This is a genomic window from Arthrobacter sp. P4_H3 (assembly GCF_056400885.1).
The window spans coordinates 199,257-213,236 of sequence record NZ_JBFUKK010000001.1; the positions used below are offsets into that span (position 1 = coordinate 199,257).

Annotated in this window: 13 protein-coding genes; 2 read left to right on the forward strand and 11 right to left on the reverse strand. The window is 65.0% G+C overall.

The genetic code is table 11. From position 1 onward, the window contains the following. Positions 1-390: 390 nt before the first annotated feature. A complete protein-coding gene (locus AC1DRE_RS00935; protein ID WP_476982927.1) occupies positions 391-819 on the forward strand; it encodes a DUF1810 domain-containing protein in 429 nt (142 codons plus the stop codon). 97 nt (positions 820-916) lie between these two features. Here the strand turns inward: AC1DRE_RS00935 and rpsA are convergent, their stop codons facing one another. From rpsA to polA, 3 genes are all read right to left on the reverse strand, one after another. After that, positions 917-2,392: a 30S ribosomal protein S1 gene (gene rpsA / locus AC1DRE_RS00940; RefSeq protein ID WP_011691911.1), complete on the reverse strand. Its 1,476-nt coding sequence runs from the start codon at positions 2,390-2,392 to the stop codon at positions 917-919. 218 nt (positions 2,393-2,610) lie between these two features. Further along, positions 2,611-3,897, reverse strand: coding sequence for a GNAT family N-acetyltransferase (locus AC1DRE_RS00945; protein WP_476983323.1), 1,287 nt, complete (start codon positions 3,895-3,897; stop codon positions 2,611-2,613). A 93-nt stretch (positions 3,898-3,990) separates the two neighbouring features. Continuing rightward, on the reverse strand, positions 3,991-6,633 hold the full coding sequence (gene polA / locus AC1DRE_RS00950; RefSeq protein WP_476983324.1) for a DNA polymerase I: 2,643 nt from the start codon (positions 6,631-6,633) through the stop codon (positions 3,991-3,993). Positions 6,634-6,856: 223 nt separating this feature from the next. Between polA and AC1DRE_RS00955 the strand changes: the two genes are divergently transcribed. Beyond that, positions 6,857-7,315, forward strand: coding sequence for a hotdog fold thioesterase (locus tag AC1DRE_RS00955; protein ID WP_476982928.1), 459 nt, complete (start codon positions 6,857-6,859; stop codon positions 7,313-7,315). Positions 7,316-7,356: 41 nt separating this feature from the next. Here AC1DRE_RS00955 and AC1DRE_RS00960 read toward each other — a convergent pair whose 3' ends face one another. The 8 genes from AC1DRE_RS00960 to AC1DRE_RS00995 all read right to left on the reverse strand — a co-directional run bounded on the left by AC1DRE_RS00960 (position 7,357) and on the right by AC1DRE_RS00995 (position 13,842). Next, entirely contained in the window at positions 7,357-7,944 is a 588-nt protein-coding gene (locus AC1DRE_RS00960; RefSeq protein ID WP_476982929.1) for a dihydrofolate reductase family protein, read from the reverse strand. Between the two features lie 13 nt (positions 7,945-7,957). Next, the gene (locus AC1DRE_RS00965) at positions 7,958-8,827 is read right to left on the reverse strand and encodes a hypothetical protein (RefSeq protein WP_476982930.1); all 870 of its coding nucleotides are present in this window, start codon (positions 8,825-8,827) and stop codon (positions 7,958-7,960) included. An 8-nt stretch (positions 8,828-8,835) separates the two neighbouring features. Continuing rightward, entirely contained in the window at positions 8,836-9,816 is a 981-nt protein-coding gene (locus AC1DRE_RS00970; RefSeq protein ID WP_476982931.1) for a hypothetical protein, read from the reverse strand. 224 nt (positions 9,817-10,040) lie between these two features. Then, positions 10,041-10,262, reverse strand: coding sequence for a hypothetical protein (locus AC1DRE_RS00975; RefSeq protein WP_104174156.1), 222 nt, complete (start codon positions 10,260-10,262; stop codon positions 10,041-10,043). Further along, entirely contained in the window at positions 10,263-11,471 is a 1,209-nt protein-coding gene (locus AC1DRE_RS00980) for an inorganic phosphate transporter (protein ID WP_476982932.1), read from the reverse strand. 171 nt (positions 11,472-11,642) lie between these two features. After that, positions 11,643-12,134 carry an HAD domain-containing protein gene (locus AC1DRE_RS00985; protein ID WP_476983325.1) on the reverse strand — a complete coding sequence of 164 codons (492 nt, stop codon included), beginning with the start codon at positions 12,132-12,134 and terminating at the stop codon, positions 11,643-11,645. A gap of 44 nt (positions 12,135-12,178) precedes the next feature. Next, complete coding sequence (locus AC1DRE_RS00990; RefSeq protein WP_476982933.1) at positions 12,179-12,862, reverse strand: hypothetical protein; 684 nt, start codon at positions 12,860-12,862, stop codon at positions 12,179-12,181. Between the two features lie 110 nt (positions 12,863-12,972). Continuing rightward, on the reverse strand, positions 12,973-13,842 hold the full coding sequence (locus AC1DRE_RS00995) for a universal stress protein (protein WP_476982934.1): 870 nt from the start codon (positions 13,840-13,842) through the stop codon (positions 12,973-12,975). Positions 13,843-13,980 lie beyond the last annotated feature (138 nt).

Here is a 13,980-nt window from a genome sequence, read left to right on the forward strand (position 1 = left end):
GTCGCGCCGCGTGCAGCTGCTCGACGTCACTGCAGGCATCCTGCCAGCTCCGAAGCAAGCCCTCCCGGGCGAAGCCGCTCCGCTCCGCGGCTCGCCAGGATGCCTCGTTCCACGGTTCCACGTGCAGCTCCAGCCGGTGGATACCCGGTTGCTGGAGGGGACCGTGGTGATCAGCGGGATGAGCGGATCGCCTGACGCCTCCATGACCACCGGAACGTCAGCCGGGCTCCACGGCCGGAGCCTGAAAGGCAGCGCTTCCAGCACTGGCGGTTGCAGGGCTTCCATGGACCACACTCTAAGCGATCTGCTGCAGCACGCCGGTAAGGGCCTCGTCAGGAGGCGGGGCCGGTGGTTGGATGGACATGTCCAGCTGAGATGCGGAGGAAGCCGATGGAAGATCCTTTCGACCTTGAGCGGTTCGTGTCGGCCCAGGAGGCCGGTCGGACATACCAGCGGGCCCTGGAGGAGCTCCGCAACGGGGAGAAGCAGTCCCATTGGATGTGGTTCGTCTTTCCCCAGGTCGCTGGCCTGGGACAGAGTCCCACGTCCAGGAAATACGCCATCACGTCACTGGGGGAAGCTCAGGCCTACCTGCGGCACCCTCTACTCGGTCCGCGGCTGGTGGAGAGCGCCAACGCTGTTGCCGCCCACACCGGACTCAGCGCGGTGCGGATATTCGGCGGCATCGACGCGCAGAAGCTGAGGTCATCCATGACGCTTTTCCTGCGCGCCGCTCCGAAGGAGCCCGCGTTCCAGGAGGTCCTGGACCGGTACTTCGACGGAAGTCCCGACCCAACAACCGACCGGCTGCTGAAGTGAACAAAAAAGGTGGCCGCCCCCTTTCGGGGACGGCCACCTTCAGCGAGCTAACTGCCTGGGCCCTTGGGGGAATGCACCCTCAGGGACAACGGGGCAATTAGTTGCCGGTCAGCTTCTCGCGCAGTGCTGCAAGAGCCTCGTCCGAAGCAAGCGTGCCTGCACCAGTCTCGGCTGCAGCCGGCTCGGAGGAGTAGCTGGTGGTGCCGGAATCGCTGTCACCGGACGTTGCAGCTGCAGCGTCGTCGGCAGCGTGCTGGGCAACCTGCTTCTTGTGTGCTTCCCAGCGGGTCTGGGCGTCAGCGTACTGCTGCTCCCAGGCTGCACGCTGGTTCTCGTAGCCTTCAAGCCACTCGTTGGACTCCGGGTCGAAGCCCTCCGGGTACTTGTAGTTGCCCTCTTCGTCGTACTCAGCGGCCATGCCGTAGAGAGCCGGATCGAATTCGGTGCTGTCGGCGTCAACGCCCTCGTTAGCCTGCTTGAGGGAGAGGGAGATGCGGCGGCGCTCGAGGTCGATGTCGATGACCTTGACGAACAGCTCGTCACCAACGGAGACAACCTGCTCAGCCAGCTCCACGTGGCGGACTGCCAGTTCGGAGATGTGAACGAGGCCTTCGATGCCGTCTTCGACGCGTACGAACGCACCGAACGGAACGAGCTTGGTGACCTTACCCGGAACAACCTGCCCGAGGGCGTGGGTGCGGGCGAAGGTCTGCCACGGATCTTCCTGCGTAGCCTTGAGCGACAGGGAAACACGCTCGCGGTCCAGGTCGACTTCGAGAACCTCGACGGTGACTTCCTGGCCAACTTCGACAACCTCGGACGGGTGGTCGATGTGCTTCCAGGACAGCTCGGAAACGTGAACCAGGCCGTCTACGCCGCCCAGGTCCACGAAGGCACCGAAGTTGACGATGGAGGAAACGACGCCGGGACGAACCTGGCCCTTTTCCAGCTTGTTGAGGAACGTGGAGCGGACCTCGGACTGGGTCTGCTCGAGCCATGCACGGCGGGACAGCACAACGTTGTTGCGGTTCTTGTCCAGCTCGATGATCTTGGCTTCGATCTGCTGACCGATGTACGGAGCAAGGTCGCGCACACGGCGCATCTCGACGAGGGATGCGGGCAGGAAGCCGCGCAGACCGATGTCGAGGATAAGACCACCCTTGACAACCTCGATGACGGTACCGGTAACGACACCGTCTTCTTCCTTGACCTTCTCGATGTCGCCCCAGGCGCGCTCGTACTGAGCACGCTTCTTGGAGAGGATCAGGCGGCCTTCTTTGTCTTCCTTGGTGAGCACCAGGGCTTCGACCTGATCGCCAACGGAGACGACGTCTCCGGGATCAACGTCGTGCTTGATGGACAGCTCGCGGGAGGGGATGACACCTTCGGTCTTGTAACCGATGTCGAGCAGAACTTCGTCGCGGTCGACCTTGACGACGGTACCTTCGACGAGGTCTCCGTCGTTGAAGTACTTGATGGTGGCGTCGACTGCTGCGAGGAAGTCCTCAGCGGTACCGATGTCGTTAATCGCGACTACGGGGGTACCGGGCTTCTCGGTGGAGGTGATGGTCATGTAGTAGGGGCTCCGTTGTGGATAGTTAGTCGGTCAGGCGGACCGCCGCACACCCGTATGGACGGGGGCACGGGTGATGGCAGACCACATGGACCTGCCAGGTTCATCCTGATTTTGTGGATTCTAGATACGTGCACGTAGTACACGCCCGTTTATTCTAGTCGTACCCTCCAACGCCGGTCAAAGCGGCCGGGGCCGGACTGAGGGCCCGAAACGGCTCAGAAATGCGTCAGGCAGTGGGGCACGCGCTCGACGGCGAACATCAGGGCGGCGCGGAAGGCTGCGTCAGGCGTGCGCTCGAGGATGCGTCCCGAGTCAACCAACGTCACCGGATGCACACCACCCAAGTACATCGAGGACAGTGCCGCCACATCCAATTCAAGGTCCGCAGGGCTGGCGCCCGCGTCCGTGACCACGGCGGATCCTCCGCTCACGTCGAGGGCGAACGTGCCGTCCGTCAGGCCTAGCGAATCGGCAACTTTCAGCACAAGCCGTCCGTCGGCCGGGTAGTGGCGGGCTTCCAGTGCCCGCTTCACATCCAGGATCCGCAGCCAGAGCATATCCCGGGCAGCCGAGGCCTCGACACAGCGGGCGTCCTCGAGCGCCCAGCTGAGCGCGTCGTCAACAGGGGCTTCCTCGCAGGAAACCTGTTCAACCAGGTCAATGGCCCCAAGGTACTGCCACAGTTCCAGGTACGCCGGACCGGTCGCCGCCACCAGGTCAAGCACTTCCATGGTGTAGGGCTTGCTGGACCAGCCGGAAAACTTATACGAGACGTAGCCGTCCACCCCGCCGTCGGGCCCGTAGTGCAGCGCGACCTTCACTTTCGGGTCCTCGCCGCCGTCCCGGCTGATGGATCCCGAAATGAACTCCCGGTAGAACTCATGGCGGTCGATTGACCCGGGCGTGACGCGGTGCTTCTGGTCAAAAACCACCGGGGCCAGGTCCAGGAGGACTTTGGGGTCGGCCACTTCGACGCTTCCCACAGGAATGTGGTTCAGCTTGAACCTTGTGGTGGTGTCCACTTTGATGGATTGCTCGGAGGTTGCCACGCCAAATCCGAACCGGCCATAGATCGACGCCTCGGAGGCCGTGAGCGCGGCCATTGCCAGACCGTCCTGGCGGGCAAGCGCCAGGTCTTCGACCATCATGCGGCGCAGCAGCCCGCGGCGGCGGTGGGAAGTCCGGACGGTCACCGCGGTGACCAGCCGGGTGGGCAGCAGCCTGCCAAAGCCGATGTTCAGGCTCTTCACCAAGGTTCCGAAAGTGGCGACAGGCACGTCGGCGCCCAACGAATGGCCTGCGACAGATCCCGTTTGGTAGACGCCGGTCATCACGCGCCCGTCGGCCCGCTGCATCTCGATGCCTTTGTCCACCCGCTCATCGGAACGGCGGGCATCGTGGAAGCCGAAGGCCACGGCCCGCATCCATGCAACCGACTGCGGGTATGCAGGATCGTCTTTGGCTGCCGGCTCAAACCGCCGGATTTCATAGTCCGCACTCAAATTAGGCACAGTGCCGAGCCTAGCCAATACTGCCGCCGGTCCGGTACCGGCACGCCGCTGGCGCGCCGGCACCGGACGCAGGACCCACTAACCCTAGTGGCCGGCGTCGTACCAGCTGGGACCGACGCCGATCTGGACATCCAGCGGAACGCTCAGGTCCGCGGCGGCTGCCATCTGTTCGGTGACGAGTTTCTCCACGGCCGGGCGCTCCCCTGCCGCGACTTCAAGGACCAGTTCGTCGTGGACCTGCAGGAGCATCCGCGACTTCAGGCCCTGAGCCGCCAGTTCGGCGTGCACGCCCAGCATGGCTCGCTTGATGATGTCCGCCGCCGAGCCTTGGATGGGTGAGTTCAGCGCAATGCGTTCCGCGTTCTCGCGCAGCTGGCGGTCCGTGCTGGTGAGGTCCGGGAGGTACCGGCGGCGCCCCTCGATGGTGGCGGTGTAGCCGTCGATCCGGGCCTGGTCCACCACACCCCGGAGGTAGTCGCGGACAGCGCCGAACCGGTCGAAGTATTCCTTCATGAGGGTCCGTGCCTCGTCAACGGAAATCTCCAGTTGCTTGGAGAGACCGAACGAGGTGAGGCCATAAGCGAGGCCGTAGGACATGGCCTTGACCTTGGAGCGCATGGCGCTGGTCACCTGGTCGGTGGGCACATGGAAGATGTTGGAGCCCACGAACCGGTGCAGGTCTTCGCCGTCCTTGTACGCCTGGATCAGGCCCGCGTCCCCCGAGAGGTGGGCCATAATGCGCATTTCGATCTGCGAGTAGTCCGCGGAAAGCAGGCAGTCATAGCCATCGCTGACCACAAAGATGCCGCGGACGCGCCGGCCTTCCTCGCTGCGGATGGGGATGTTCTGCAGGTTGGGGTTGTTGGAGGAGATCCGGCCCGTGGCCGCGACGTTCTGCGCGTACGTGGTGTGGATCCGGCCGTCTTCCGTGACGGACTTCTTGAGCGTTTCCAACATCTGGCGCAGCTTCGAGGACTCGCGGTGCGCCATCAGCTGGACCAGGAATTCGTGCCCGGTCTTTTCCAGCAGGTTCTTGAGTGACGCGGCGTCGGTGGTGTAGCCGGACTTGATTTTCTTGGTCTTCGGCAACTGGAGTTCGTCGAACAGGACGGTCTGCAGCTGTTTGGGCGATCCCAGGTTGACCTCGTGGCCGATCGCCGCGAAGGCAAGCTCCTGGGCGTTGTCGATCACCTTGGCGAGGTCCGCCAGCTGGTCGTCCATGCGCGGCATGTCGATGGCGATCCCCGCGAGTTCCATGTCGGCGAGAACCCGACTGACGGGCAGCTCCAGGGTGGTCAGCAGGTCCGCGGCCTTGCGTTCCCTCAGTTCCGATTCGAAGTACCGGCTCAGGGTCTGGACCACGGCAGCCACCCGGACCAGTTCGCCGGCAGCCGCGGCGTCGTCGCCGTCGAACGACAGCTCAAGCTGGCCTGCCTTGGCGGTCTCGGGCGAGATGCTGATGTTGAGGTGGTGCTGGGCCAGCTCAGCGAGCTCGTACGTGCGGCGGTCCGGCTGGATGAGGTACCCGGAGATTGAGGTGTCATCCACCACCCCTTCCAGGCCCAGGCCACGGCTGGACAGGGCCTTGAGGGCTGCCTTATAGCCGTGCATCACCTTCGGTGCTTCCCCATCCCGCAGCCAATCCGCCAGGACGTTTTCGGCTGCGGCGTCCTGCGCTGCGAGGTCGATGTACACGGCGGCGTCGTCACGGACAATGGCCAGTGCAGCGGCGTCTTCGCCGATCCGGCCGGGCACCAGGTCGACGGCGACTGCCGACCTCTTGCCGGCCCCCGCCGCCAGGAAGGCGCCCAGCTCGGCAGCGTCCGCGGGGATCACATAATCCGGCGTGTCGATGCTCTCCCGCTCCGCGGATTCCACGTCCTCGCTGCTGTAAAGGGCAAACAGCCGGGTACGGATGGTCTTAAATTCAAGGTCGTCGAACAGCTGCTCCAGGGCGGCCTCGTCCGGCCGCGGTTCCGCGAGTTCGTCCAGCGTTACCGGGAGGTCCAGGTCCGTGTGGAGCCTGTTCAGCCGCCGGTTGCGCTTGACGTCCTCAACGTTCTCACGCAGCGAGTCCCCCACCTTCCCGCCGATCGCGTCGAGGTGCTCCAGGACCCCCTCCAGCCCGCCGTAGAGGTTGATCCACTTTGCGGCGGTTTTCGGGCCGACCCCGGGAACGCCGGGGAGGTTGTCCGCGGTTTCCCCCACCAGGGCGGCGAGGTCCGAGTACTGCGGCGGCGTGACAAAGTACTTCTCCTGGATGGCTGCGGCGTCCAACCGGGGAATGTCGCTGACGCCCTTGCGGGGGTACAGCACAAACACGTTGTCGGTGATGAGCTGGAAGGCGTCACGGTCACCGGTTACGAGGAGCACCTCATAGCCGGCCTTCTCCCCCATGGCGGCGAGCGTTGCCAGGATGTCGTCAGCTTCATAGCCGGGCATTTTGATGGTCTTGATGCCCCATGCCTGCATGACCTTGTCGATGAGGTCGATCTGGCCGCTCATCTCCCGGGGCGTTTCGTTCCGGCCGCCCTTGTAGTCGCTGTACTCGGCCTTGCGGTGGGTGGTTTCATCCGACACATCGAACGCCACGGCAACGTGGGTGGGCTTCTGTTCCTTGATCAGGTTGATGAGCATGGACGTGAATCCATGGATCGCGTTGGTGTGCTGCCCGTTCGCGGTGGAGAACTTGTCCGCCGGCAGAGCGAAGAAGGCGCGGAACGCCATGGAGTGTCCATCCAGGACAAGGAGTCGCGGCTGGTCCGTGATGGGGATCACGGGAGCCTCGGTGGCGGAAACCGGCTCCGCGGTACGTGTGGTTTTCCGGGCGGGCTTGGCCGCAGTCACTGATTCGGAGTCAGGAGCCGGGAGGATGTCTGCTGCAGTGTCTGCAGAAAGGGGGGCAAGGGCCGGTTTGGTAGTTTCGCTCACAGGTGCCAGCCTAGTTCCCATGATGGACAATTTCACGCCCGGCCAGTTCGCGGACGAACTGATGGCCGCCGGCATCCCGGAAGAACTGCATGGATGGCTCGGTGAGTACGGTGTCGGCGCGCTGGTGGTGAAGATGGGCATCCACTTCCTCGAAATGAGCCCGGAGCGCACCGTTGCCACCATGCCGGTCGAAGGCAACACGCAGGTGGCCGGGATACTGCACGGCGGCGCCCATGTGGTGCTGGCCGAAACGCTCGGCTCATTCGCCGCCGGGATGCACGCCGGCCCGGCACGGCAGGCGCTCGGTATCGAGGTGGGAGCGACGCATCACCGCGCCATCGCCGGCGGCACGGTGACCGGAACCTGCACGGCCATCCACCTGGGCAGGACCCTGACCACCCACGAAATCGTGATGACGGATGAAAAGGGCCGCCGGCTGTCCACCGCCCGCATCACCAACCTGATCCGCGACATCTGACCCCGACAGTCCCGTCAGGACGGCGTCCTGACGGCGAGGGCTCAGCCTGACGCTGCGCCATGGGACGCTGCACCCTGCGACGGCGCGCCGCCGAGCCGGTACCGCAGCTCCACGATTCCCCTGCCCATGGCCTTGGACGCCACCAGCTCCATCGGTCGCAGGGGCCCGTCCTTGACGGGCAGCACGGGCTTACCGGCACCGAGCACCACCGGGATGATGGAAATGATGATTTCGTCCAACAGGCCGGCCTCGGCGAACTGGGCCGCGAGCTCTCCGCCGCCCACCAGCCAGACGTTCCCCGCCCCCGCCTCCGCGGTGAAGTCATCCATGAACTCGCGGACGTCGCCCCGCACAAAGGTGATGTTGGCTCCCCGCGGCGCGGAGTGTTCGTGGTGCGTAAAGACCCAGCACGGGGTGTCAGGATAGGGCCAGTTGCCGGGCTCGTGCTCCATCAGCCAGGCGTAGGTTTCCCCGCCCATCACAATGCAGCCGACATCGGCCATGAACGCTTCGTAACTTTCCCGGCCGCCCTCGAATCCGTCGAACTCGAGGAGCCATGCCAGGTTGTCATCGGACGTGGCAATGAATCCGTCAAGGGACGAGGCCACGAAGTACTGAAGACTGGACATGGGCCAAGCCTAGTCATTTCGACTCGGGGTTCCCATACTCCACGCGCATGCCGGGATCGTCACGCAGCACCACGACCTTGCCGCTCCGGAGTGTCCAGCCCTCATTGAGCAGGAAGATGCGTCCGCCGCTGACCACGAGCAGCCGGAGGCCGGTGTACTGGTACACGGGATGCTCCGCCGCGCCGCTGGACTGTTCGCGCACGTTGGGCGCACTGATACCCAGCCGGTCCTTGCTGTAGACAACTGCGGTGGGCAGGAGCATGGACCGCTGCTCATAGCTCACCGCCAGTCCCCGGCCGAGCGCCTGGGCGTAGTCTGAGGTGCCCCAGAAGAGCAGCAGGCTCACCAGGCAGAAGATGAGCGTCTTTTCGGATCCGCGGGAAAGCGCGGCGATGCTGCGTCCGGGCCCTTCGGTGGAACGCCGCCACAGGCTCAGGCCCCACGCGGCCAGCAGCACACCCGCAGCCATGATGTAGGGAACGAACAGCACGGTCCGTTCCGGCTGGAGGATCACCACCAGCCACATGGCCGCGGCACAGGCCACCCCGGCAAACAGGATCACTGCGGCAAGCCGCCGGATGCCGGCGACGCGGCCGGCCGTGATGTGTCCGGCCAGGAACCGGTCCACGGCAAGCCAGAGGACGGCAAGAATCAACAGCCAGACCAGCGGGATGAACAGGGACGGGATGCTCCTGAGGACGAAATCCTGCACGGTGTACCCGAAGAGGCTTACGTCCAGCCCCATTGCCTTGGCCTGGGCATCCGTCCGCGCCCAGCCGAAGTACACCAGCAGGGCCGTCGAAATGGTCAACGGCGGGCCGATGACCGCCAGCATATCGACGGCGCGTTTCCAGCGGGGATCCCCCACCGGTTCACTGCTCATGACCGCGCTCATGACGGCGGCAGCGGCGGGGCTTCGGCGGCCGGGGGCCCGACCGTCGGAAGTCCGGTTCCCGGCGGCCCCGGCGGCGCCGTCGTGGTCGGCTCTGTTGGTGCGGGACCGGGCGGCGTCGGGCCAGCGTAGAACAGGACGGCTTCACCGGACACCGGAGGCGTCGCCTCCACCGTCACACGCGCGGACTCGATGCCGTTTGCGGGCGGGGCGTAAAACACGAAGGGGCCGAACTGCGGGCCTTCGAATTCAACCGGATTGCCGTTCACCAAAACGTTGTCCACGCTCACGAAGAATCCCTCGAGCCGCACCGGCGTTCCCCCGCCCGCGGGGACGGTCGGAGCGGCCGCACCGGCATCGGGCCCGTCGAGGACCGTCAGTCCTGTCAGCCGGCGGGGGCAGTCATCGCCTGCGCCTGCGGCATCCACGAGGAGTTGGACCCCCTGGTGTGCGGTCCGGAGGTCCACGGCCTGCTGCAGGGATTCCGTGACCTTGATTTCCCAGCACCTTGCGGGCGGCAGGCTGGGGACACCGGCCAGTGCAGTCCGTGCCCGCTGCCAGTCCTGGGTCAGGTCTGTGGCCAGCGCCACGCAGGTAGCCTCAGCAGCGGTCCACACGGCAGGAAAGGCCGTGTTGAGGGTGGAGTCCAGCAAACCTGCGCAGTCCCTCTGGCGGAGGAGTTCGTAAAGCGTCCCCTCCGGCGGGTCGGTGGGGGCGGCGGGGCCGATGGGGATCCAGCGGATGACGGGTGCGGCCTCTGGCGGCGGGCCATCGCCCGGTCCCGGCAACGGCGAAGCCGTTGGTTCTCCGTTGGTGGAGGCAGTGCCCGAAGGTTCCGTGGCGGAGGGGGATGCCGACGTCGTCGTACCCTCCGCAGGCGACGGGGATGGCGGAGCGAAGCATCCAGTGGTGAGAAGCAGCAGGCAGCCGGCCGCCGCGGTTCTTACTGCTCGGGCAGTCGCCCCGGTTTGACTGTGCATGACAGACCCACCTGCTTGCGGTTCCCGGCAGGGGAACCGGCCTGGATAGAACCCTTCGGGAAAATTCCCGGCATCGGCCGGCGGCGGAGCCGGACCAAACACGCTGAAACAGTGTTAACTATTCCCCCGATGGGCAATATCCGCCAGAGCAGCCCCTTGCACTCCAGCCGTAACGCCTCAATGGACCGGCGGCCCCGGGCGTCCGCACTGAGTGGAAGCGGCAGTTATTTGCTGAAGTACGGAATGATCAGGTAGAGGCCAAACAGCACCGCGATGCCGCACAGGCCGAAGCAGGCGTAGGCCAGCGATTTCATCCACCGGGGCGTGGCCTGCTCGGGATCACCGGCGATGGCCGTGAACCGGACTCCGACGGAGTACAGGACAACCACCGTCACTGCGGCAATGAGCGTGGCGCCGGCAACCTGAATGAGTTCCAACCAGTGCATTTACTTGGCATCCTTCGACTTGTTGGCGCGGCTTGCGGCCATAGCCTTCTTCTTGCGGAAGCGGACCGCCTGTCCGGCCTCCTCGACTTCCACGGCATTGTGGTGGCCCACGTGGGATTTGCGGGACTGGACGAACATAAACAGGACTGCGCTGGTTCCGGCTACGGCAGCGATCAAAACACCCACGACGCCGGTCTTGACCAACAGGGCGGTGAGGGCACCCACGATCCCGGCGGCGGGGAGCGTAAAGAGCCAGCCGATGGCGATGCGGCCGGCTGTGCCCCAGCGCACCGAGGTACCCTTGCGGCCGAGGCCGGACCCGATCACGGATCCGGAGGCCACCTGCGTGGTGGACAGGGCGAAGCCCAGATGTGAGGAAGCGAGGATGGCGGAGGCGGTGCTGCTTTCCGCGGCGAAGCCCTGGGCCGGTTTGACGTCCGTGAGGCCCGAGCCCATGGTGCGGATGATCCGCCAGCCGCCGGCATAGGTGCCGATCGCGATGGCCAACGCGCAGGCTGCGATCACCCAGAACTGCGGGCCGGATCCCGGCTGCTGCGTTCCGGCAGCGATCAGCACCAGGGTGATGATGCCCATGGTCTTTTGCGCATCATTGGTTCCGTGCGCCAGTGCCACCAGGCTGGACGTGAAGATCTGGCCGGTGCGGAAGCCGCCGCGCTTCTGGGTGAGCTTGCTGCCGGTCTCCGGATCGTGCCGGGAGGTCAGCGCGTACGCCAGGCGGGTGCAGATGTAGGCCACGCCGCCGGCGATTACCGGAGCGAAGATGGCAGGGAGGATGACCTTTTGCATAAGCGAATCGAAGTTCACCGAATGGATGCCGATTCCGGCGATCGCTGCGCCGATCAGGCCGCCAAAAAGGGCGTGCGACGAACTGGAAGGGAGCCCTTTCAGCCAGGTGATCATGTTCCAGAGGATGGCGCCCATCAGTCCGGCAAAGATGATGTCCGGGGTGATCTGGATGCCATCGGCCCCTTCCTTGATGATGCCGCCGGATACTGTCTTTGCCACTTCCGTGGAAAGGAACGCTCCGACCAGGTTCAGGACCGCCGCCAAGGCAACTGCCGTCTTGGGTTTAATGGCACCGGTGGCAATAGGCGTGGCCATTGCGTTGGCGGTGTCATGAAAGCCGTTGGTGAAGTCGAAAAAAAGTGCCAGCGCTATTACCAGCGCCACCATGAAGGTGATTTCCACCTGTTGCCCAATCTGCAGAGTCGACGGTCAGCAGTTCCACTTTCCCCGTGCCCCGGCCGCACGCAGGATTGTTCCAGATGTTTTCTGGAAGTTCACACGGTGTTGTTCGGAAGGGGCTTGAAACCCTAACGATCGTACGCGTCAACGCCGTGAGGACAAAACACCATGCGCTCAAAGGAAAGCACGCACGGCGTCCAGCTCAGCACGGGACAATCCCCGCCGGGGATGCGGGGAAATCAACAGCAGGCGGGTGCCAATGATGGATGCCCAGGCGCGGGCCTCCGCTTCATAGTCGAGCTGGTCATCAATCCACACCGCACGGTCCGGCGCTGACGCCTCGATGTCCCGCTGCAGGGCCTGGAGTTTCCACCAGCTTTCGCCGCCGCCCGGGCCATCACTGGCAAGGACGGGCCATTCCTGCCCCGCGAGGCCGATCGCCGGGCAGAGATATTCAGGCGCCATCTCCTCCCAGCTGGTAAGCCAAACACACCGGAGACCGGGTCTCCTGGACAGCATGTTCAGGGACTCGACGAGCTCCCCGGCATAGGCCACCTCGAGCAGGCCGGCGGCGGAAACCTGCCACCTGCTCCCCCAGTCCGTGGTGCCAGTTGCCCCGAAAGGGCAGATCACGCCGTCCACGTCGAGATACAGGGAGACATTCATCACGGCGTCGCCCCTCCTCCCGGTGCAGAACGGGTGCAGCGCCGTCAGCGCCGCTGGATGTCGGTTGCCTCGCCGGCAGCGAGCACCCGTGCAACCTTTGCCTCCAGTGCAGCGATGGTCGGCTCCGGCAGGACGATCAGGCCTTCCAGCTCACGGCGGGCCCGCCTGTAGGCGGTCTGCCGTTCCGCCGGGGTCGCTGCCTCATCCTCGGCGATCCTCAGCAGCTTCCGTGCCTTGGCGAGGCGTTCGCGTTCCGGTCCCGAAAAGTTCCGGTCCTTGATGCGCCTGGCCTCCCGTTCGGCGACGTCGAAAGCGATCTGGAAACTGTTCACCGCGGCCCGGTACTCATCCATTCGGACCTTGCTGGTGATGTCCCCCGGCGCCACAGGCCGCAAGCCGTCGGCCTCGCGCTTGGCACGCAGGAAGGCTACCGTAAGCGGTTCGCGGACATCGGTCATCACCGGGTAGTCGATGAGTTTCCCGACGTCCAGTTCGTAGTCCAGCCAGCGCTTGTTGATGTCGGCATGGGTGTCCATCAGCAGCTGGACCTCCGCGGTGGTGGCCTGTTCGGCCTGAACGGCGTGGTGCTTGAGCTTGTACAGCTCCACTTTGCGCTGGTGCCGGCGCTCGCTTGCCTTCGACAATGCACGCAACCAGCCCCCGGTCATGCCGCTGAGCGGGAACACCAACCACCAATAGTGGGCGAAGAAATCCAGGAGGGGCTGCACGCTTCCATCCTCGCATCGCCTGCAGCCCGCCTCAATAGGATTGGGGAGCCGCTTCCCCGGCCCGGGACGCTGGGATGTCCGCAGCGTCCCGGCGGGTATGGGTGGGCCCGCTAATCCTCGTGCTTGACCTTGTGGACCCTGGTGACCACCGTGGGGCACGGAACATGCAGCAGAACCGCGTGGGCCGTGGAGCCAAGGACAAGACGGCTGAATCCCCCGCGTCCGCGGCTGCCGATGACCAGGAGGCGCGCGTTCGCAGCGGCCTCCACGAGGGCCTTGGCCGGATCTGTGTCCTTGTCCAGCAGCTGGTTCACCACCAGGTCGGGGTACTTGTCCCGCAGCCCTGCCACCGATTCCGCGAGCACGATCTTGTCCTCTTCCTCAATGACTTCCGCAAGGCCGCTGGCAGGCATCCCGCTCTGCACCCAGCGGGCGGGGCGCCGGAAAGCCAACACGGCTGTTAGTTCGTCCCCCTCGCGGTCGGCTTCCGCCGCGGCGAAGGCTACGGCCTGCAGGGACTCCTCCGAGCCGTCCACACCGACCACCACGCCGCGGCCCTCCGGCCCCTGATCCTGCGGAATAACCGCCACCGGGCAGTCCGACGCTGTGACGACCTGAAGCGCCCGGTCCGTCATGGGCCCTCCGTCGGCCCAATGGCGGTGGTGTGATCCGATGACCACCATGGCGGCGTCTTTGGACATCTCCTTTAGCGCGGCACCGGCGCTGCCGTGCCGCAACTGCACGTCGACGGCCACGTCGGGTTCCTTCTTGGCGGCATCCTCCTGCACCTGCCTCAGCAGCTCCATGCCTGATTCCCTGATCAGTTCGTGGTACTGGAAGTCCGGTGACATCCATCGGTCATCCACCGCATGGACGGCGATAATCGGAAGCTTGAGCCTGGCTGCCCGGTGGAGCGACCACGTCATTGCGGCCTCACTTCCGGTGGAGCCGTTGATGCCGACGACGATTGGTTTGCTCATTCTGAATCCTGCTCTTCTCCATCGCGTTTTCGGATCAGCACGCCGGAGGCCGCTGACACCTTCAGTGTGCTCCGAGGGGCAACTCCGGAGTTAGGGCCTTAAGCCCCGCACCCGGATCTGTCGCCGGGGGCACCGTCC

Bases quoted from the DNA above. Each gene is read 5' to 3' on its own strand.
- AC1DRE_RS00935 (WP_476982927.1), top strand. From the start codon at position 391: ATGGAAGATCCTTTCGACCTTGAGCGGTTCGTGTCGGCCCAGGAGGCC.
- rpsA (WP_011691911.1), bottom strand. From the start codon at position 2,392: ATGACCATCACCTCCACCGAGAAGCCCGGTACCCCCGTAGTCGCGATT.
- polA (WP_476983324.1), bottom strand. From the start codon at position 6,633: ATGGCGTTCCGCGCCTTCTTCGCTCTGCCGGCGGACAAGTTCTCCACC.
- AC1DRE_RS00955 (WP_476982928.1), top strand. From the start codon at position 6,857: ATGATGGACAATTTCACGCCCGGCCAGTTCGCGGACGAACTGATGGCC.
- AC1DRE_RS00960 (WP_476982929.1), bottom strand. From the start codon at position 7,944: ATGTCCAGTCTTCAGTACTTCGTGGCCTCGTCCCTTGACGGATTCATT.
- AC1DRE_RS00965 (WP_476982930.1), bottom strand. From the start codon at position 8,827: ATGAGCAGTGAACCGGTGGGGGATCCCCGCTGGAAACGCGCCGTCGAT.
- AC1DRE_RS00970 (WP_476982931.1), bottom strand. From the start codon at position 9,816: ATGCACAGTCAAACCGGGGCGACTGCCCGAGCAGTAAGAACCGCGGCG.
- AC1DRE_RS00975 (WP_104174156.1), bottom strand. From the start codon at position 10,262: ATGCACTGGTTGGAACTCATTCAGGTTGCCGGCGCCACGCTCATTGCC.
- AC1DRE_RS00985 (WP_476983325.1), bottom strand. From the start codon at position 12,134: ATGAATGTCTCCCTGTATCTCGACGTGGACGGCGTGATCTGCCCTTTC.
- AC1DRE_RS00995 (WP_476982934.1), bottom strand. From the start codon at position 13,842: ATGAGCAAACCAATCGTCGTCGGCATCAACGGCTCCACCGGAAGTGAG.